Genomic DNA, 19,947 nt, shown 5'->3' with positions numbered 1-19,947 from the left:
GCGGCCCGACTTGTTTTCACTGTGTTACGGGTATATACACACGCGATGTTATCCACCGATTGTTTATGCATCAGCCTGCGTCGCGCCGCTCGTGGCGTCAGCAGGCATTACGACGGCGCTCTCGACGGCTTCGGGATCAACGTTGCCCAGTATTCTCTGCTGTGCAACCTCAAGCGTCTGGACCAGCCGAGCATTTCCAGCCTGGCCGAAGCCATGGGCCTGGATCGCAGCACCCTGGGGCGCAACTTGCGGGTGTTGGAGTGCGACGGCCTTGTAGCCTTGACCGAAGGTGTCGACCAACGTAACCGCCTGGTCCGGCTCACCGACGCCGGGAACGAACGGCTGTTGGCCGCCGAGCCTGCATGGGAAGCCGCGCAGCAACGTCTGGCCAACCGCCTGGGCGATGAAAAGCGGGCGGCACTGGTGGCCTTGTTGGAAGAGTTGGCAAGCGGCGGGTAATCGCCGTTTATTTGAATAAAACGGGTATATACCCGTTAGGGGAGAACAATAATGACATCGATGTGGCGTGCCAGTGGCTGGATTTTGCTCGGGAGCGCGCTGATCCTGGCGCTGTCCCTGGGTATTCGGCACGGTTTCGGGCTGTTCCTGCCGCCCATGAGTGCGCAGTTCGGTTGGGGGCGCGAGGTGTTTGCCTTTGCCATCGCCTTGCAGAACCTGATCTGGGGGCTGGCCCAGCCATTCACCGGAGCCCTGGCCGATCGCTTCGGTGCGGCCAAAGTGGTGGTGATCGGTGGTGTGCTGTACGCCGTCGGACTGTTCTGCATGGGCCTGTCCGACTCTGCGCTGACCCTGTCCCTGAGTGCCGGCCTGCTGATCGGTATCGGCCTGTCGGGGACCTCGTTCTCGGTGATCCTCGGCGTGGTCGGGCGTGCCGTGCCGCCGGAGAAACGCAGCATGGCCATGGGCATCGCCAGTGCTGCCGGCTCCTTCGGCCAGTTCGCCATGCTGCCGGGCACCCTGGGCCTGATCGGCTGGCTCGGCTGGTCGACGGCGTTGCTGGTGCTGGGCGTGCTGGTGGCGCTGATCGTGCCGCTGGTGGGCCTGCTCAAGGACAAGCCGCTGCCCAAGCTCGAGGGTGAGCAGACCCTCTCCGAAGCGCTGCGTGAGGCCTGTTCCCATTCCGGTTTCTGGCTGCTGGCATTCGGCTTTTTTGTCTGCGGTTTCCAGGTGGTGTTCATCGGCGTGCACCTGCCGGCCTACCTGGTGGACCAGCATCTGCCGGCCACCGTCGGCACCACGGTGTTGGCGCTGATCGGCCTGTTCAATATCTTCGGGACCTACACCGCCGGCTGGCTCGGCGGGCGGATCTCCAAGCCGCGCCTGCTGACCGCCCTCTACCTGGCGCGGGCGGTGGTGATCGCGGTGTTTCTCTGGGTGCCGGTCACGCAGTTCAGCGCTTACCTGTTCGGCATGGCGATGGGCTTTCTCTGGCTATCGACGGTACCCCTGACCAACGGCACCGTGGCGACGCTGTTCGGGGTGCGAAATCTCTCCATGCTCGGTGGGATCGTGTTCCTGTTCCATCAGTTGGGGGCATTCCTCGGTGGCTGGCTCGGCGGGGTGGTGTATGACCGTACCGGCAGCTACGACTTGATCTGGCAGGTTTCCATCCTTCTAAGCCTGCTTGCCGCCGCTTTGAACTGGCCGGTGCGTGAGCGGCCTGTGGCGCGGTTACAGGCACAGGCAGGCCTGGCATGAGTGCATTCTGGTCGCGGCTGCTGGCCTTGGCGGTAATCGCCTTGCTGCTGGCACTGTCCTGGTGGGGTTGGCACCAGGGCGGCCTGGCCTTGATGCAGCTGGGCATGGGTGCTTGCTAGACGCGCGCCGGTGCGAGTAACGTCGAGGTCCGATCTTTTTTCAAGGACGCTGGATATGGCGATGCGCTGGCTGGTAGTGCCTGCAGTGCTGATGGCTTTTTCGGGCGCAGCCCTGGCTGCCGATTGCCCCGAGTTGTTGCAGGGGCAGTTGCCGAAGTTGCGGGCCAAGGAGTCCATCGATCTTTGCCAGCGTTTTGCCGGCAAGCCGCTGGTGATCGTCAACACCGCCAGCTTCTGCGGCTTTGCCCCGCAGTTCAAGGGCCTCGAGGCGCTCTATCAGCGTTACAAGGGGCAGGGCCTGGAGCTGATCGGCGTGCCGTCGGATGACTTCAAGCAGGAGTCCAACGATGGTGCCGAGACGGCCAAGGTCTGTTATGTGAACTACGGCGTCACCTTCACCATGACCGAGCCGCAGTCGGTCAGGGGGCCGGATGCCGTGCACCTGTTCAAGGTGCTGGCACAGCAGAGCGCGGCGCCGAAGTGGAATTTCTACAAGTATGTGGTGGATCGCCAGGGCAAGGTGATCGCGCACTTCTCCAGTCTGACCAAGCCGGATAACCCCGAGCTGATCGAGGCGGTGGAAAAGGCCATTGCCTCGAAGCCCTGATAAACATCAGGCAATAAAAAACCGCATCAGACGATGCGGTTTTTTTCTATCCAGCTAACGAGCGGTTCAGGCCCGTCGTGAATCAGAACTTGTACGTCGCGCCCAGGCCGTAGCCCCATGCGCTGTTTTCGTACTCGGCGCTGTAGGTGCCTTTCTGAGGGTTGCTGAGGTTGACATCGACATCTTTTTCCTTGAGATAGGAAACGGCGAGGTCGATGGTCAGGTCGTCGGTCGGGCTCCAGCCTGCACCAAAGCTGATGGCCTTGCGATCACCCGTAGGGATGCGCACGGAACGGTCAGTGTTGTTGGTGGGCGATTGGTCAACCGAGAGACCACTGCGCAGCACCCATTCCTTGTTGACCCGGTAGGCCACGCCGATGGCCGAAGCCCAGGTATCACGCCAGTTTTGCTGCTCAGTGATGGTGGTGATACCGCCAGCGAGCGGCCCGCTCACACCCTGGTTGTTGATAGTGATGTTTTGCAGGCGGCTCCAGCGAGTCCAAGTGGCACCGCCATAGACAGTCCACTGATCATCCAGTTTCTGGGTGATCGAGAAGTCCAGGTTCTCTGGCGTGGTGATATCCAGGGAGCCCTTGTAGCGTGCGTCTGGAATAAAAGGACCGAGGCCGGTAACAGAGGTGTGACCATCCAGCGAGTAGCTGACCTTGGAGTGGTAGGTCATACCCAGGCGGGTGGTGTTGGTCGGTTGGACGATAACCCCGATGTTGTAGCCGATGGCTGTGTCGTCACCCTTGACGTCCACAAAGCCGGTACCAATCGGTGGTGCAGCCAGGGTGGAACTCAGCTCGCCACTCATACGGTTGATGGTCGGACCGAAGCCGACGGAAACTATATCGTTGAACGCATAGCTGACAGTCGGTTGCAGGGTGACAACCTTGACTTCGCTCTTTTGGCCGAAGTTACTACCGCCAAAGCCGCTTTCATAATCGGTTATCAGGCCGAAAGGCGCATAGGCACCCAGACCCAGGGCCCAGCCGTTACCCAGTTGCTTGACGAAGAACGCATTGGGTACAGAGGTGAACGGGACCATGTCACCGTCGCTGGTACCGGGATTGCCGCTGGCATTCCTGATATGGCTGGTGGCATCAATCGTTGCTACACCCGCAGTCACTTGATCGCGACCGAGCAGGGACATACCGGCAGGGTTGCCGTAAACGGTGCTTGCATCTTCGGCAGAAGAAGATCGACCCGCATAACCGGTCCCCATCCCGCTGATGCTCTGTTCGTTGAGCGCAAAGCCACTTGCGAACAACTGGGTGGATGCCAGAGCAACAGAAAGGCTGAGTGTGGTCTTGAGCATTACTTTTTTCATTATTAGAACTCCGTGGTGATCACCGAGGCGAAAATTACCAACATTTTCGCTTCGACGCTATAGGCTGAATGGCTGGAGATAGAGCGGTTTTGTAGGACAATCCGACCAAAGTCGCTGAGTTTTTTCAGAAACTGGGTTTTGGCACTAACAGGTGACGGAAGTGACCGAAGAGTCACAACTTCGCCAGGCGCGGGTGAAATCCCTTAAACGTCCTTGTGGCTGGAAAGTCTGTCTCCATATCCGCGCCATACCGAGCAGATCGTCGATAGCGGGCAGGTGAGGGTGGTGTTCTTCTACCAATAGCCAGGCGATGGCCGTGGCATAACGAAGATTGACCGCAAGTTCCAGATTTGGGCTGCTAAAAAAGGCGTGCTGACTGGCGAGACCGCGAACCAGACTGGCCAATTCCGGGTCCGGGGCCAGGTAGCGGTCCCATAACGCGGCGTGGCGGCTCTCGTCGATGCAGTACAGGCCGTGGCCACGGCGGTCGTGCAGGGCCGAGCCGAGGTCCGACTGGCTCGCTGCGATTCCCAGCAGCAGCGCTTCGGCGCTCGGGCTGTGGCGGCCCAGGTACAACAGGGTCGGACGAATCACATAAAGGCGCAGTTCCCTGGCGGCGATACCCATGACACCCTCGATGCTCCTGCCGGTGTAATCGGCGTTTTTTATTGGTCGGCGTGGCCTGGCCTCTGGTAGCGGTTGAGGCGTTCAGGCCCGCCGGAAGCGGCCCGGGCCGCTTGAGTTGAAGTGTAGTGTCATATCTTTGTTGTAAAGGACTGTTTTTAAAATATTTAAGCCATCTGAGCGCGGCCTATATATTTATTCGTGCTTAGTAATACAGCCAAAATCGCGAAACTTCAGGCAATAAAAAACCCGGCAACAAAGGCCGGGCTTTTGGGTTACAGCTTGTTTCGAACTTTAGGCAACCAGGGCCTGACGCGTGCGATCAATGACCGCCTGCAGCGGCTCGGCGCTGGAATACTGGTCGGGATACAGGCGTTCGCTGTGACGAGCGATACCGTGTTCGTTGACCAGCGTGAAGCTGAAGCAGCCTTTGCGAGCGGCCATGATCAGGCAGTTCATTGGTGCGAAGGCGTTGGTCAGGGTGCGAATGGCGTCCTGGGTATGGATTTGAGTCGACATAATTATTAGGTGTTCCTGCAAATGACACGGAATCTGATCCGTGCAACGTTAAAACGTTCCAGTAGCGTCGAACCATTATGGATCTGACGAAGAACCTGACTGGAACAAAGCCGCCAGTTGAGCGCATGAAATTAAGTGGCGCTGGGGCTGGCAGGTAGGTACTTAGGAGGGCAGGCAATCACAACAAGGGCAAAGGTTCTGGGCCCGGGGTGAAGATCCTGATCAATCTTGCAGGTTGGTTCGGTCAGAGTAATCGTATTCGACAGTCGCCTTCAAAGGCTGTACTGCGAGGATTTACCTGGAAACCATCGAGGGGTCGATCCCTTCTGTTGAGCGACTGATCCATTTTGGAGAGTGCTTAGAGGGAATGTTCGACCAGAATTGACTTTCAGCTTGGTACTAACGCTGCGGATACTAGCGCATTGAAACGGATAAGGGAAGTGTGTTAGCAAAAAATATTGCCCAGGGTGCTGCCCTGGCGTCGAGGCGGGATTGAGCCGGTGGGGCACTGCACGGAAGAGGGCGTGATGTGCCGTGTGGAAAAGCCCATGGCCGGGCCTGTGCAAAAAAGGTGCGTCGATATAACCGTTGCCGCACTACTTGTGCACAATCGGGCCACGGCTTGTCACCTGACTGTCATCTGCGCAATCTGTCCCTCGAATGCCTGTATCGCAAATACAAGTCAATGAAAAATATCGTCTTTTTTTATTGGTGAAAAAATCGACAGTTTGACTGCGAGCCCCATTCCATGCGGCTTTGCGAGGGTTGGAGAGGGGTTGTCCACTGAGTTATCCACAGCTTCTGTGGATTGTCCCAAGCGCTTGCTCTAGCACGGGCATGCCGCGTTTTTTCGACTTTACCCGTATGAAAAACAGCGTAGAGTGGCGCGCCCCGCGATCTGGCGTGCAATGCCACATGAAATTTCCCTTGGCGCTCTTGTCCCTGTTCAGGCCCGATACGATTTCTACTCGGCTCGACCTGTCCCTGGCCGATCACGTTGGTTACCCTTGATTTTTTACACTTCGTTGGCACCTCGGGAGTCCTTATGGCGTTGGATCTGACCAGTCTCTTGCTCGGTTTGGCGGGCGCGGCGTTGCCGTTGCTGGCACTGGCCTGGCAGTTGCAGCGCCGGGCGAGCGCTGCCCAGGCCGAGTTGGCGCTGTTGGACGAGCGTTTGAGCGGCGTCCGCTTGGGGCAGGACGGTCTTAACGCGCAGTTGGATGCCTGCCGTGACGAGGTCAGCGACCTGAGTCAGGCCAATGCGGTCAAGCAGGCGGAACTGGCGGCGTTGCGCCGGGAAGTCGAGTTGTTGCAGGTCGAGCGTGATAACGGCCGTGACGCCTCCCATGCCTGGAACCTCGAGCGCGCCCAGAAAGAGGCCGAGCTGCGTCGTCTGGATGCCCAGGCGGCGTCCTTGAGTGCCGAGCTGCGGGAACAACAGGACAGCCATCAGCAGCGCCTGGACGACCTGCAGGGTTCGCGGGACGAACTGCGTGCGCAGTTTGCCGAACTGGCCGGAAAGATCTTCGATGAGCGCGAGGCGCGGTTTGCCGAAAACAGCCAGCAACGCCTCGGACAATTGCTCGACCCGTTGAAGGAACGTATCCAGTCTTTCGAAAAACGCGTGGAAGAAAGTTATCAACAGGAAGCCCGCGAGCGCTTCTCCCTGGGCAAGGAACTGGAGCGCCTGCAACAGCTGAACCTGCGCCTGAGCGATGAGGCGACCAACCTGACTCGGGCGCTCAAGGGCCAGAAAACCCAGGGTAACTGGGGCGAGTTGATTCTCGAGCGTGTGCTGGAGCATGCCGGGTTGGAAAAGGGCCGCGAGTACCAGACCCAGGTCAGCCTGAAAGGGCCGGACGGCGAGCGTTTCCAGCCGGATGTGCTGATTCTGTTGCCGGGTGACAAGCAGGTGGTGGTGGATTCCAAGGTCAGCCTGACGGCCTACCAACAATACGTCGGCGCCGATGACGAGGCGATCGGCCAGGCGGCGCTCAAGCAGCATGTGCTGTCGCTGCGCAATCATGTGAAAGGCCTTGCCGGCAAGGACTACAAGCGTCTGGAGGGTCTGCACAGCCTGGATTTCGTCTTGCTTTTCGTGCCCATCGAAGCGGCGTTTTCGGCGGCCTTGCAGGCTGAGCCGAACCTGTTCCAGGAAGCCTTCGACCGCAATATCGTGATTGTCAGTCCGACCACTCTGCTCGCCACCTTGCGGGTGATCGACAGCCTCTGGAAGCAGGAGCGTCAGAGCCAGAACGCCCGGGAAATCGCCGAGCGCGCCGGTTGGCTGTACGACAAGTTCGTGTTGTTTATCCAGGACCTGGACGAGGTCGGCAATCGCCTCCAGCAACTGGACAAGGCCTACGCCGCCGCCCGCAACAAGCTGACAGATGGACGTGGCAACCTGGTCAGCCGCAGCGAGCAACTCAAGCTGTTGGGCGCACGGGCGAGCAAGAGCCTGCCGACGGAGCTGCTGGAGCGGGCGATGACCGACGAAGACGGCGTGCTGCAGTTGCCGGAGTAATCAGTCCGCGTTCAAAGAGGCAGGTGCCGGCTCAACAAGGCCCGCAGCGCCGCCGGTTTCACCGGCTTGGCCAGGTATTCCAATCCCGCCCCATGCACCTGCGCGACGGTCTCCGGGCGCAGGTCGGCGCTGATCACCACGCCCGGCAGCGGCTCCGCCAGGCGTGTGCGCATCCAGGTCATCAAGCCGGTGCCGGTCTCGCCGTCATCCAGGTGATAGTCCACCAGTGCCAGTTGCGGACGCAGGCCGCCATCGAGCAAGGCGGCGCATTCCTCGCGATTGCGTGCGGTCGAAACCCGGCAGCCCCAGCGGGTCAGCAGGCTGTGCATGCCGATCAGAATGCTGTCTTCGTTATCCACGCATAACACCTGGGCACCACTCAACGCCTGGCCGTTAACGGCGGCGATCTGGCCGGACGCACTCGCTGACTGGCTGGCAATCGGCACGTTGACGCTGAACACGCTGCCACGCCCTGGCCAGGAGCGCACTTGCAGGCGATGCCCGAGCACCCGGCACAGCCCGTCGGCAATCGCCAGGCCCAACCCCAGGCCTTTTTCGGCGCGAGTCTGGTGGCTGTCGAGGCGTTTGAATTCCTCGAAAATCACTTGGCGCTTGTCCTCTGGAATGCCCGGCCCGCGGTCCCAGACCTCCAACGACAGTTGCCCGCCCTGGCGCCGTACCCCGAGCAGGACCGGGCCCTTGGCGTAGCGGAAGGCATTGGTCAGGAAGTTTTGCAGGATCCGCCGCAACAGCTTGATGTCGCTGTTCACCGGCAAGCGGCTGCCGCGAACCCGGAAGGTCATGCCCTGTTCCTGGGCCAGGGCCTTGAATTCCGCGCCGAGGGTGTCGAACAGATCATTGAGGACAAAGGACTGCGGGTTCGGTGTGATCTTGCCGTTCTCCAGGCGCGAGATATCCAGCAGGTCGCTGATCAGGTCTTCGGCCGAGCGTAGCGAGCTGTCCAGGTGCTGGACCAGTTGCTGGGCTTCCCGGGACAGGCTGTCGTCCTGGTGGGAGAGGGCGGCGGAGAACAGGCGGGCGGCGTTCAGCGGCTGCATCAGGTCGTGGCTGACCGCCGCGAGAAAGCGGGTCTTGGACTGATTGGCCGACTCCGCCGTGCCCTTGGCCTCGGTCAGGGCGACGTTCAGTTGCGACAGTTCGTGGGTCCGTTCGGTGACGCGCTGTTCCAGGCCCTCGTTGGCTTCGGTGAGGGCTTTTTCGGCCTCGCGGAACGCGGTGATGTCGGTGAAGCTCATGACAAAACCGCCACCGGGCATCGGGTTGCCGATCAGCTCGATCACCCGGCCATTGGGGAACAGCCGTTCCGAGGTGTGCGCACGGCCCTGACGCATCCAGTGCAGGCGCCGGGCGACGTGCACTTCAGCCTCGCCGGGACCGCATAAACCGCGCTCGGCGTTGTAGCGGATGATGTCGGCAATCGGCCGGCCGACGCTGATCAGGCCGTCCGGGTAATTGAACAGTTCCAGGTAACGCCGGTTCCAGGCCACCAGCTTCAGGGACGGGTCGACCACGCTGATGCCCTGGGTAATGTTTTCGATGGCGCCTTGCAGCAACGCGCGGTTGAACTGCAGCACTTCGGAGGCTTCGTCGGCGATCCGGACGACATCTTCGAGTTGCATTTCCCGCCCTTCGATGGCCGCTTTCACCACTGCTCGGGTCGAGGAAGCCCCGAGTACCCCGGCCAGCAGGCGTTCGGTATGGGCGATCCAGTCGCTGTCGGCGTTCTGGTTCGGGTTGAAACCCTTGCCCTGGCGATAGGCGAAACGGATAAAGCTCTGGCGCGCGCGTTCTTCGCCGACAAAGCGCGCGGCGAGGGTCAGCAGGTCTTCGATCTGCACCGCCAGCATCGAGCGGGCGCCGGGGCGGGCGTTGAGTTCCTGGCCGATAAAACGTCCGGCCTGCCAGTGCTCGGAGACCCGCGTGCGCGACAGCACCGAGACCCAGGCGAACAGGGTGAAATTGCCCGCCAGTGACAGCACCACGCCCTGGGTCAGCGGGCTGATGGGCAGGTTCAGCGGGTTGCCGTGCAGCCAGGCCAGCCCTGGGAAACTGTTCAGTGACCAGCCCAGGCTGTGGGCGGCGATCGGCAGGATCAGGGTGTAGAACCAGAGGAAGGTCCCGCCGGCGATACCCGCAAACACACCTCGACGGTTCGCCTGTTTCCAGTACAGCGCGCCAAGCATGGCTGGCGCCAGTTGGGTCACGGCGGCGAAGGCGATCTGGCCGATGGTCGCCAGGCTCGCGGTCGAGCCCAGCAGGCGGTAGCTGACATAGGCCAGCAGCAAAATGGCAACGATGCTGACCCGGCGTACCGAGAGCATCCAGTGGCGGAATACTTCGAACGGCCGCTCGGAGTTCTGCCGGCGCAGCAGCCAGGGCAGCAGCATGTCGTTGGAGACCATGGTCGACAGCGCGACACTGGCGACAATCACCATGCCGGTGGCCGCCGAGGCGCCGCCGATAAAGGCCAACAAGGCCAGCGCCGGATGGGCCTGGGCCAGGGGCAGGCTGATGACGTAGGAATCGCGCAAGACATCGACGGGCAACATCATGCGCCCGGCGAGGGCGATGGGGACCACGAACAGCGCCGCCAGGATCAGGTAGGCGGGGAACACCCACTTGGCCAGGCGCAGGTCCTGGGGCTCGATGTTTTCCACCACGGTGACGTGGAACTGCCGGGGCAGGCAGATGATTGCCATCATCGCCACGCCGGTCTGTACCACCATGGACGGCCAGTTGACCGTTTCTTCCCAGTATTCGGCCAGCAGCGCCGAGGTTCTGGCCTGGTTGAACAGGTCGTCGAAACCGTCATACAGGCCGTAGGTGACGAAGGCTCCGACGGCGAGAAAGGCAAACAGCTTGACCAGGGATTCGAAGGCGATGGCCAGCACCATGCCGCGGTGGTGTTCGGTGGCGTCGAGGTTGCGGGTCCCGAAGACGATGGTGAACAGCGCCAGGATCAGCGACACCACCAGCGCCGTGTCCTGGGCGCGCACGCCCATGGCGTCGGCACCGGCGCCGATCAACAGGTTGACGCCGAGGACGATGGCCTTGAGTTGCAGGGCGATGTAGGGCAGCACACCGACCAGGCAGATCAGCGCCACCACCACCGCCAGGGACTGCGACTTGCCATAGCGGGCGGCGATGAAGTCGGCGATGGAGGTGATATTTTCCTGTTTGCTGATCAGCACCATCTTTTGCAGGACCCAGGGCGCCAACACCAGCAACAGCACGGGGCCGAGGTAGATCGGCAGGAACGCCCAGAGCTGGTCGGCGGCCTGGCCGACCGCGCCGAAGAAGGTCCAGCTGGTGCAATAGACGGCCAGCGACAGGCTGTACACCCAGGCTCGCACGCGGGGTGGCAGGGGCGCGCTGCGGCGGTCACCATAAAAGGCGATGGCGAACATAACGGCCATATAGGCCAGGGCGACGGCGGCGATCAGCCCGCTGGACAGCGACATGGAAACTCCCGGCAAAAGACATCCCGAGGGCAGTCCGGCCCTGGCGCTACAGTCTCGCACGATGGCCGGGCGGCGTCAGTGTCGACCAAGGTCGCAGCCCTGGGCGTTGCAGGATTGTGTCTCACCACAAAAATATCGTATTGCCGAGGCTTTCGTAGGAGCTGGCTTGCCAGCGATGAGGCCCTTGAGTCTTGCGGCGCTTATCTGGCCGCCATCGCCAGCAAGCCGGCTCCTACAGAATTGTGTCTCACCACAAAAATATCGTATTGCCGAGGCCTCCGTAGGCGCTGGCTTGTCGGGGCACCGCATCGCAGCGATGCCGGGCCTACCGCCGTCCCTCCCTGCAATCCACATCTTCCAGCCATACTGCATCCCATAATGGATAATCCTGTACCCGTTTCACCAAACCGGCGCGTAGCGGGTTGGCGACGATATAGCGGGCGACCGCCAGTAAATTCTCTTCGCGGCGAATCGCACGATCGTGAAAACCTTTTTGCCAAAGCCTTCCCGAGCGTCCCAAGCGGGCATTGATCTGTCGTGCACTTCTCGACTTGGTCGCGAGCATAAGCTCCGGCAAGGTGCTGTTTTTAAGCTCGATCAGCCAGTGGAAGTGATCCGGCATGACGACCCAGCTCAGAGAGTCGACCCGGCCTTCAGCTTGTGCCTGGCGAAACTGCTGCACCAGCAACCGGCCCACCGGCCAATCGGCGAGAAGCGGGTGGCGATCTTCAATGACGGCGGTCAGTAGATAGATCTGCCCGGACTGTGAATAGCGCCCAGCGCGCAGCCGGTTGGAGTGAGGTGATGTGGGCAATCCGTTGCCCTCCTGTCAGCGTGGGAGTCACTAGAAAAGCTAGTACGCGATAAGCAGGCAGGCCGAACAACTCTGGTTCCGGATGTGTATTGACCACCGTTATCGCCAGCGAGTCGGTTCAGGGGCCGTGGCCGCGCGATATTTTGCGGTGAGACGCGATCCTGTGGGGGCCGGCTTGCTGGCGATGGCGGCCGAGAGGGCGTCGCCAGGCTCAAGGGCCTCATCGCTGGCAAGCCAGCTCCCACGGAAGCTGTGCACGACGATACCCTTGAGGTGTACGCCCTTACTTGTGGGAGCCGGCTTGCTGGCGATGGCGGCCGGGAGGGCGTCGCAAGGCTCAAGGGCCTCATCGCTGGGAAGCCAGCTCCCACGGAAGCTGTGCACGACGATACCCCTGTGGTGTACGCCCTTACTTGTGGGAGCCGGCTTGCTGGCGATGGCGGCCGAGAGGGCGTCGCAAGGTTCAAGGGCCTTTGGCGGGCAGCAACGCCAGCTCAATCTGCCGATGCAATTCCTCGACACTCAATGGCGTATTGGCAAACAACACCCGGAACACCGTCGGGGCAACGATCAGGTTGAGCAACCGGTCGACGCTGGGCAGCGCCTCATCCGGGTAACGATCAAGAATCGCCTGCAACTGCCCGCCGAGAATCTCCGTGCAATAACCGGTGCTGGCGCTGCATTGCACATCACGCATCAACTGACGACCCGGCGCCGAACTCATTTCGTCCAGATACTGCTCGGCCCACGCCCGCAGATCGCCACGCAAGCTGCCCGTGTCGGCCGGATCTGCATCCGGGCGCATGCGGGCAAAAGCCACGTCCGCCAGCAACGCCGACAGATCACCCCAGCGCCGATAGATGGTCGAAGGCGTGACCCCGGCCCGCGCCGCGATCTGCGGGACCGTCAGGCTCGCGCGCTCCTGCTCGTCGAGAAGGGCATTGACCGCCGCGTGAATCGATTCCTGCACCCGGGCACTGCGGCCGCCCGGACGGATACTTTCTTTGATCGCCATGCCAAAACCTTAACACAAAGAATTTGCTTTAAGCGAAAGGCAGTAGCACACTCCGCAAAAGCAATAATTTAGCTTTTGTGGAGCGTGCCCATGTCCAATAGCCTCGAAGCGCCGGTTTCCAATCGTGGCAGCCAGGTGTTTCTGTCGATTACCCTGCTGACCTTTCTGGCCGCCTCCAGCGCGCCGACGCCCTTGTACCATCTGTATCAGGAAACCCTGCAGTTTTCCGCTGCGACCCTGACGCTGATCTTCGGGGTCTACGCCCTGAGCCTTTTGGCCGCGCTGTTGACCGTGGGTTCGTTGTCCGACCATCTGGGCCGGCGGCCGGTGATCTTTGCCGCACTGTTGCTGGATCTCGGCGCGATGGCGCTGTTTATCTCGGCTGACAGTGCTGTGTTGCTGATCGCCGCCCGGGCGCTGCAAGGCTTTGCCACCGGCATGGCGACCAGCGTACTGGGTGCGTCCCTGCTGGACAACGACAACCGCAAGGGCCCGTTGATCAACAGCCTGGCGCCCTTGCTGGGGATGGCCTGCGGTGGTCTAGGCTCCGGCCTGCTGGCGGAATTCGCACCACACCCCATGCAGTTGGTGTACTGGATTCTGTTCGGCTTGCTGGTGGTGCAGGCGGCTTATGTCTGGCGCTTGCCGGAAACGGTCAGTGCGCAGCCCGGCGCCCTGGCGTCGTTGCGCCCGACCCTGCACGTACCGCCGCAAGCGCGCAAAGCCCTGTGGATAGCGCTACCGGTGGACGTCGCGGTCTGGGCCATGGGCGGTTTTTACCTGTCGCTCGCGCCTTCGCTGGTGCGCGCCGCGACCGGTTCGACCTCCAACCTGATCGGCGGCGTGCTGGTGGCGGTGCTGACCCTCAGCGGGGTACTGGCGATCTTCATGCAGCGCAATCGTGAGGCGCAAAAGACCCTGCGCCTGGGCGCCGTGCTGCTGGCCATCGGTGTCAGTTTGATTCTGCTGGCCGTGCACACTGCCAGTCTCCCGCTGTTTATCTTCGCCACCCTGGTGGCGGGCAGCGGCTTCGGCTCGGGTTTTCTCGGGGCGTTGCGTAGCGTGGTGCCACTGGCCTTGCCCCATGAGCGGGCGGGGCTGATGTCGGCGTTTTATGCACTGAGCTACCTGGCCTTCTGTGTTCCAGCGTTGCTGGCGGGCAATCTCAGCCGCGGTTTCGGCCTGATCGCGACGACCGATGGCTATGGCGCGATGTTGATCGGGCTGGCCCTGGGGGCCTTGCTGATGTTGTTGTGGCGGCGCCCGGTCCGCGATCTGGTGGCCTGAGCCGGTCAGCCGGCTGATCGGTTATTGCAAGATCGACGGCTGGGCGCTGGTCAGACTGGGGTCTTTTACCGGAATGACCACGGCGGCCCATGACGACTCCCACACACTCCGGCATCCGCGCGCCATTGCCGGCGTCCACTCAGCTTGCCCTGAGGCTCCAGTCAGCGGACCTGACGCAAATGCTCGGCCTGTTGCAGGAGGTGGCCTGGCAACCGCTGTCCGCCCAGGCCCGTTTGTTCCTGCAGCCCGAGAGCCTGTTCGGCCTGCACCAATTGCTCTGCCATGTACTGCCCTCGCGGCGGATGCGACCCCAGGGCGCGGTGCCGATGGCCTTTGTTCTGCACACCCTCAGGCGGGCACTGTTGCACGAGTCCGATCCGCGACGCCGAGTCGAGCTGGCCCATGACTGTGTCGATGCATTGCTGCTCAAGACCGGCGGTGTGTGGATCGGCAAACGCATTGCCCGATTGCATGGTCTGGAGGCCATGGATATCGCGACCCAGGGGTTTATCGAGTTGATCCAGACCTGTGCGGCGATTCTTCGCGATCCTGTCTTTATCATGGCGCGCCTAGGTATCGGCGGCGGTTGGTTCGGCGCGGAAACCGGGGTTGCTGCGAGGCTGGGCAAGGCCGGTACTTATGGTTCCGGCGGGCATATCAACAGGGCGCGCTTTGCGATTTTGCGCAGTGCGTTGGTGCGGGGCGATGAGATCAAGCGACCGCCGCCAAGTGCGGAGCCGGTGTTGGATGCCACTTGGTTGCGCAAGGAGTCCCAACTGGATCTTTATCGTTTGGAGCGAGGGGCGGATACGCGAGCTTCTTTCGGCGGTTTGCGCCTGTTTGTGGAGTGAGTCATCAATATCCGCCAGGGAAATGGACTATTGGAAACGTCGCATAACTCGTAGGCGCAGGGCCAAGAGGATTTTGTAGGAGCGAGCTTGCTCGCGATGGATCTGAGAGCGCCGCATTCGCTCAGCAAATGCCGCGTTATCGTTAACGTCCATCGCGAGCAAGCTCGCTCCTACAAGGGGGCTGCGTTCGATGTTGGTTGAGCGGTGATCATCTCAGCGCCCGACAAACTGCGCCCGATAAGCCGACGGGGAAATCCGCAGCGAGGCGTTGAAATGCTGGCGCAATGACAGAGCTGTGCCGAACCCGGCTTCCAGGGCAATGGCTTCAATGCTCTGGGTGCTGCTTTCCAGCAGACGCTGGGCATGACTCAAACGTTGCCCCAACAACCACTGGCCAACCGTGGTCCCGGTCAGTTGCTTGAAGTGCCGGGTGAATGACCGACGACTCATCGCCGCCCGGTCCGCCAGCTCATCCACGGAGTGGCTGCGGGTGAAGTTTCGCCCGAGCCATTGCAACAGTTGTCCCATGCGATCCTGCTCACCGGCCAGGGCCAGGGGACGCTCGATAAACTGCGCCTGTCCACCCGAACGATGGGGCGCAACCACCAGGCGCCGGGCCACCTTGTGCGTGACCTCGGCACCGCACAGTTGTTGCATCAGGTACAGGCAGCAATCCAGGCCGGCGGCGGTGCCGGCCGAGGTCAGCAGGTGCCCGGACTCGGCATACAGCACATCGGCATCCAGCAGCACCCGGGGGTATTTACGGGCAAAGGTCGCGGCCCAGTTCCAATGGGTGGTGGCCTTGCGTCCGTCCAGCAGCCCGGCCTCGGCAAGGACAAAGGCCCCCAGGCACAGGCCGACGATCCGCGTGCCTTTGCCGTGTGCCTGGCGCAGCGCTTCCAGCAAGGGCTCGGGCGGCCGTTCTTCGGTGTCGCGCCAGGACGGCATGATGATCACGTCGGCCTGCTCCAGCACTTCAAGCCCATGGTGAACCTGGATGTCGAAACCTGCCGAGGTGCTCAGTGGGCCCGGTTCGAAGCCGCAGACTTTCAAGGAAAAGCGCGGCATCTCGATACCGTCGCACTGCCCGTCGAACACCAGTGTGGGGACGGACAAATGGAAGGGGCTGATGCCGTTGAAGGCGACTACAGCGATAGAGATCGTGGTCATCGGCTCTGGGCTCGGGCAGCGATTTGGCCTGATCTTATCGAAGATTGTCTTTCGGGCCACTTATTAATGAGTGGGCGGCGGGCAATCATGAGCCCTCACATCGACTCAGCAAGGACCCAGGCCATGCCCCCTTCTTCAATCCCGACCTCCAATCAGCCGAGGTTGCAACGTCCATGACCATGACCCGCAGCCGTGACTTTACCGGCAGCCGTCCCTGGGCAGCGCTGGACATTGCCAGCATGAACGGTATCAGCACCCGCTTGCACTGGACCGACCAGCCCTATATCTGGCACGTCAATGACGGGCAGGAGGTGTTTGTGGTGCTCGATGGGCAGGTCCGCATGCGTTATCGCAAGGACGGAATCGAGCAGGCCGTGGTGCTGGAAGTCGGCGATATCTTCTATGCTGAAACAGGCTGTGAGCACCTGGCCGAACCCTTGGGCGAGGCGCGGGTGCTGGTGATCGAAACCGAAGGCAGTCCATGATCGCTTATCTACAAAATAGATAACAGTTAGAGAAATTACCCGTTATATGGATATTCGATCCGGTTCTATGATGGCTGCAACCTCACCTGAGGACAGGAGTCAGTCATGCAAACGTGCCCCAATAGCGTCAAACCCGGAAACCGGCCTTTAGGCCACCTCCAGCACCCTCGCGAAGTCATTCGCCAGTTCACCCCCAACTGGTTCGCTGCCACCATGGGCACCGGTGTCCTGGCCCTGGCCTTGGCTCAACTGCCGGTTGAAGTCCCGGGCCTGAAGGCGTTTGCCGAAGGCCTGTGGCTGTTCAATATCCTGCTGTTCACGCTGTTCAGCCTGCTCTACGGCGCGCGCTGGGTGTTGTTCTTCCATGAAGCGCGGCGGATTTTCGGGCATTCCACGGTCTCGATGTTCTTCGGCACCATTCCCATGGGGCTGGCGACCATCATCAACGGTTTCCTGATGTTTGGCGTGCCGCACTGGGGCGACAACGCCGTGCAGGTGGCCGAAGTGCTGTGGTGGATCGACGTGGCGATGTCCCTGGCCTGCGGCGTGCTGATTCCCTACATGATGTTCACCCGCCAGGAGCACAGCATCGACCAGATGACGGCGGTCTGGCTGCTGCCGGTGGTGGCTGCCGAGGTGGCGGCGGCCAGCGGTGGTCTGCTGGCGCCGCACCTGCTCGATACCCATATGCAGTTCAACGTGTTGATTACCAGCTACGTGCTCTGGGCTTTTTCGGTGCCGGTAGCGTTCAGCATCCTGGTGATCCTGCTGCTGCGCATGGCCCTGCACAAACTGCCCCATGAAAACATGGCTGCTTCGAGCTGGTTGGCCTTGGGCCCGATCGGCACCGGTGCGTTGGGCATGTTGGTGCTGGGGGCGGACTCGCCAGCGATTTTCGCCGCCAACGGCCTGTCGGGTATGGGCGAGATCGCCAGCGGCCTGGGCCTGATCGCCGGCATCATTCTCTGGGGCTTCGGCCTGTGGTGGATGCTGATGGCCGTGTTGATCACCCTGCGTTATCTGCGTCGGGGCATCCCGTTCAATCTCGGCTGGTGGGGCTACACCTTCCCCTTGGGTGTCTACTCCCTGGCGACCTTGAAGTTGGGCAGCACCTTGCACCTGGGCTTCTTCAGCGGTTTTGGCATGGTGCTGGTGGCCTTGCTCGCGGTGCTCTGGCTGATTGTCGGTTCGAAAACCCTGCGCGGTGCCTATAAAGGCGAGCTGTTTGTTTCACCTTGCCTGGCAGGAATAGCGAAATAGTTGCCTGATTTTAGGTAAGGTTGTGGCCCGGGGGTGGTGATCCGCCTTCCAACAAGAAAGCCGCTCTCGGCGCCACTCAGGTACAGGGAAGATGAGTCACCCCTCACAGTTCAGCCTGCTGCGTACACGGCGCTTCCTGCCGTTCTTCGTCACGCAGTCCCTCGGAGCGTTCAACGACAACCTGTTCAAGCAGTCGTTGATCCTCGCCATCCTCTACAAGCTCGCCCTCACCGGGGATCGCGGTATCTGGGTGAACCTCTGTGCCTTGCTGTTCATCCTGCCGTTCTTCCTGTTCTCGGCCCTGGCCGGACAGTTCGGCGAAAAGTTCGCCAAGGACGCGCTGATCCGGGTGATCAAACTGGGTGAAATCGCGATCATGGCGGTCGGTGCCGTGGGCTTTGTGTTCGATCACCTGTCGTTGATGTTGGTGACGTTGTTCGCCATGGGCACGCATTCGGCGCTGTTCGGACCGGTCAAATATTCGATCCTGCCCCAGGCCCTGGCTGAAGACGAGCTGGTGGGAGGCAACGGCCTGGTGGAAATGGGCACCTTCCTGGCGATCCTGGCGGGGACCATCGGTGCCGGGGTGATGATGTCTTCGGCGCACTACGCGCCCATCGTGTCCTCGGCCATTGTGCTGGTGGCGGTGCTGGGTTACCTGGCCAGCCGCAGCATTCCCCGGGCAGCGGCGGCGAGCCCGCAGATGCGCCTGAACTGGAATATCTTCAGCCAGTCCTGGGCCACCTTGCGCCTGGGCCTGGGGCAGACGCCGGCGGTATCGCGGTCGATTGTCGGCAACTCCTGGTTCTGGTTTGTCGGGGCGATCTATTTGACGCAGATCCCGGCGTACGCCAAGGAGTGGCTGTACGGTGATGAAACCGTGGTGACGCTGATCCTCACCGTGTTTTCCGTGGGCATCGCCGCCGGCTCCATGCTCTGCGAGCGGTTGTCGGGACGCAAGGTGGAGATCGGCCTGGTGCCCTTCGGCTCGTTCGGGCTGACGCTGTTCGGCCTGTTGTTGTGGTGGCATTCCGGCAACCTGCCGCAGAACGTGCAGGCCAACGACTGGCTGGCGATCCTTGGTTATCACCAGGCCTGGTGGGTGCTGGTGGATATCCTCGGGCTGGGGGTGTTCGGCGGCTTCTATATCGTGCCGTTGTATGCCTTGATCCAGTCGCGGACCGCCGAGAACGAGCGGGCCCGGGTGATTGCCGCCAACAACATCCTCAATGCGTTGTTCATGGTGGTTTCAGCCATTGTCTCGATCCTGCTGTTGAGCGTGGCGAAGCTGTCGATCCCGGAATTGTTCCTGGTGGTGTCGGTGATGAATATCGCGGTCAACACCTACATCTTCAAGATCGTGCCCGAGTTCAGCATGCGTTTCATGATCTGGCTGCTCAGCCATTCCATGTACCGCGTCGAGCACCGCAACCTGGAGTTGATTCCCGATGAGGGACCGGCCTTGCTGGTCTGCAACCATGTGTCGTTTGTCGATGCGCTGCTGATCGGTGGTGCGGTGCGGCGGCCGATTCGGTTTGTGATGTATTACAAGATCTACCGTTTGCCGGTGCTCAATTTCATCTTCCGTACGGCCGGGGCGATTCCGATTGCCGGGCGCAGTGAAGATCTGGAGATCTATGAGCGTGCGTTCCGCAAGATTGCCGAGTACCTGAAGGAGGGTGAGTTGGTGTGCATCTTCCCTGAGGGCAAGTTGACCACCGATGGTGAGATCAACGAGTTCAAGGGCGGCATGACCCGCGTGCTGGAGGAGACCCCGGTGCCGGTGATTCCGCTGGCGTTGCAAGGCTTGTGGGGTAGTTTCTTCAGCCGTGATCCGGGCAAGGGCCTGTTCCGGCGCCTGTGGTCGCGGGTGACCCTGGTGGCGGGAGCGCCGGTCGGGGCCGAGGTGGCGGTGCCGGAGCAACTGCGTGAACAGGTGTTGCAGTTGCGCGGGATGGTCCGGCCATAGTGTTTCAGGCCGAACGCAAATCCCTTGTAGGAGCTGGCTTGCCGGCGATGAGGCCCTTGGGTCTGGCGCTGTCCTTGCTGACGCCATCGCCAGCAAGCCGGCTCCCACGGGACCGCGTTTCACCACAAAAATATCGTGCTGCCGAGGTCTCTGTAGGAGCTGGCTTGCC

At 61.4% G+C, this 19,947-nt stretch carries 17 protein-coding genes; 10 read left to right on the top strand and 7 right to left on the bottom strand.

Features of this window, described 5'->3' with window-relative positions; translation table 11 throughout:
• Window positions 1-45 precede the first annotated feature (45 nt).
• From HX866_RS30065 to HX866_RS30055, 4 genes are read left to right on the top strand one after another with little or no spacing between them, the layout of a single operon-like run.
• Entirely contained in the window at window positions 46-459 is a 414-nt protein-coding gene (locus HX866_RS30065; RefSeq protein WP_177098367.1) for a MarR family winged helix-turn-helix transcriptional regulator, read from the top strand.
• Between the two features lie 60 nt (window positions 460-519).
• Complete coding sequence (locus HX866_RS30060) at window positions 520-1,719, top strand: MFS transporter (protein WP_177098403.1); 1,200 nt, start codon at window positions 520-522, stop codon at window positions 1,717-1,719.
• Window positions 1,716-1,838 (top strand): hypothetical protein, encoded by a 123-nt coding sequence (locus tag HX866_RS34510; RefSeq protein WP_256345038.1) that lies wholly within the window; start codon window positions 1,716-1,718, stop codon window positions 1,836-1,838. The genes HX866_RS30060 and HX866_RS34510 overlap by 4 nt, the downstream gene beginning before the upstream one ends.
• Window positions 1,839-1,893: 55 nt before the next feature.
• Entirely contained in the window at window positions 1,894-2,445 is a 552-nt protein-coding gene (locus HX866_RS30055) for a glutathione peroxidase (protein WP_177098366.1), read from the top strand.
• An 82-nt stretch (window positions 2,446-2,527) separates the two neighbouring features.
• Here the strand turns inward: HX866_RS30055 and HX866_RS30050 are convergent, their stop codons facing one another.
• From HX866_RS30050 to HX866_RS30040, 3 genes are all read right to left on the bottom strand, one after another.
• Window positions 2,528-3,778, bottom strand: coding sequence for an OmpP1/FadL family transporter (locus HX866_RS30050; RefSeq protein ID WP_177098365.1), 1,251 nt, complete (start codon window positions 3,776-3,778; stop codon window positions 2,528-2,530).
• 144 nt (window positions 3,779-3,922) lie between these two features.
• The gene (locus HX866_RS30045; RefSeq protein WP_177098364.1) at window positions 3,923-4,405 is read right to left on the bottom strand and encodes a hypothetical protein; all 483 of its coding nucleotides are present in this window, start codon (window positions 4,403-4,405) and stop codon (window positions 3,923-3,925) included.
• A gap of 291 nt (window positions 4,406-4,696) precedes the next feature.
• Complete coding sequence (locus HX866_RS30040) at window positions 4,697-4,921, bottom strand: hypothetical protein (RefSeq protein WP_003214941.1); 225 nt, start codon at window positions 4,919-4,921, stop codon at window positions 4,697-4,699.
• A gap of 1,159 nt (window positions 4,922-6,080) precedes the next feature.
• Here HX866_RS30040 and rmuC point away from each other — a divergent pair.
• Window positions 6,081-7,445 carry a DNA recombination protein RmuC gene (gene rmuC / locus HX866_RS30035; protein WP_177098402.1) on the top strand — a complete coding sequence of 455 codons (1,365 nt, stop codon included), beginning with the start codon at window positions 6,081-6,083 and terminating at the stop codon, window positions 7,443-7,445.
• An 11-nt stretch (window positions 7,446-7,456) separates the two neighbouring features.
• Here rmuC and HX866_RS30030 read toward each other — a convergent pair whose 3' ends face one another.
• The 3 genes from HX866_RS30030 to HX866_RS30020 all read right to left on the bottom strand — a co-directional run bounded on the left by HX866_RS30030 (window position 7,457) and on the right by HX866_RS30020 (window position 12,756).
• Window positions 7,457-10,927: a hybrid sensor histidine kinase/response regulator gene (locus tag HX866_RS30030; protein WP_177140997.1), complete on the bottom strand. Its 3,471-nt coding sequence runs from the start codon at window positions 10,925-10,927 to the stop codon at window positions 7,457-7,459.
• A gap of 325 nt (window positions 10,928-11,252) precedes the next feature.
• Window positions 11,253-11,741: an REP-associated tyrosine transposase gene (locus tag HX866_RS30025; RefSeq protein WP_177098362.1), complete on the bottom strand. Its 489-nt coding sequence runs from the start codon at window positions 11,739-11,741 to the stop codon at window positions 11,253-11,255.
• Window positions 11,742-12,204: 463 nt separating this feature from the next.
• A complete protein-coding gene (locus HX866_RS30020; protein ID WP_177105776.1) occupies window positions 12,205-12,756 on the bottom strand; it encodes a TetR/AcrR family transcriptional regulator in 552 nt (183 codons plus the stop codon).
• A gap of 90 nt (window positions 12,757-12,846) precedes the next feature.
• On the opposite strand from HX866_RS30020, the gene HX866_RS30015 reads away from it, so the two are divergent.
• Together HX866_RS30015 and HX866_RS30010 are read left to right on the top strand one after the other, a co-directional pair.
• Window positions 12,847-14,043, top strand: a complete 1,197-nt coding sequence (locus HX866_RS30015; protein WP_177140996.1) for an MFS transporter — start codon at window positions 12,847-12,849, stop codon at window positions 14,041-14,043.
• 89 nt (window positions 14,044-14,132) lie between these two features.
• Window positions 14,133-14,894, top strand: coding sequence for a hypothetical protein (locus HX866_RS30010; RefSeq protein ID WP_177098359.1), 762 nt, complete (start codon window positions 14,133-14,135; stop codon window positions 14,892-14,894).
• A gap of 213 nt (window positions 14,895-15,107) precedes the next feature.
• Here the strand turns inward: HX866_RS30010 and HX866_RS30005 are convergent, their stop codons facing one another.
• Complete coding sequence (locus HX866_RS30005; RefSeq protein ID WP_177098358.1) at window positions 15,108-16,064, bottom strand: GlxA family transcriptional regulator; 957 nt, start codon at window positions 16,062-16,064, stop codon at window positions 15,108-15,110.
• A gap of 173 nt (window positions 16,065-16,237) precedes the next feature.
• On the opposite strand from HX866_RS30005, the gene HX866_RS30000 reads away from it, so the two are divergent.
• The 3 genes from HX866_RS30000 (at window position 16,238) to HX866_RS29990 (ending at window position 19,778) form a co-directional block, all read left to right on the top strand.
• Window positions 16,238-16,549: a cupin domain-containing protein gene (locus HX866_RS30000; RefSeq protein WP_177098357.1), complete on the top strand. Its 312-nt coding sequence runs from the start codon at window positions 16,238-16,240 to the stop codon at window positions 16,547-16,549.
• A 105-nt stretch (window positions 16,550-16,654) separates the two neighbouring features.
• Window positions 16,655-17,809, top strand: coding sequence for a TDT family transporter (locus HX866_RS29995; protein ID WP_177098356.1), 1,155 nt, complete (start codon window positions 16,655-16,657; stop codon window positions 17,807-17,809).
• Between the two features lie 91 nt (window positions 17,810-17,900).
• Window positions 17,901-19,778, top strand: a complete 1,878-nt coding sequence (locus tag HX866_RS29990; protein WP_177140995.1) for an MFS transporter — start codon at window positions 17,901-17,903, stop codon at window positions 19,776-19,778.
• Window positions 19,779-19,947: the final 169 nt, after the last annotated feature.

Origin of the sequence: Pseudomonas gingeri, assembly GCF_013386165.1 — a bacterium.
In the GTDB taxonomy this organism is placed as follows: domain Bacteria; phylum Pseudomonadota; class Gammaproteobacteria; order Pseudomonadales; family Pseudomonadaceae; genus Aquipseudomonas; species Aquipseudomonas gingeri_C.
This window is presented reverse-complemented; position numbering and strand designations above follow the sequence as displayed.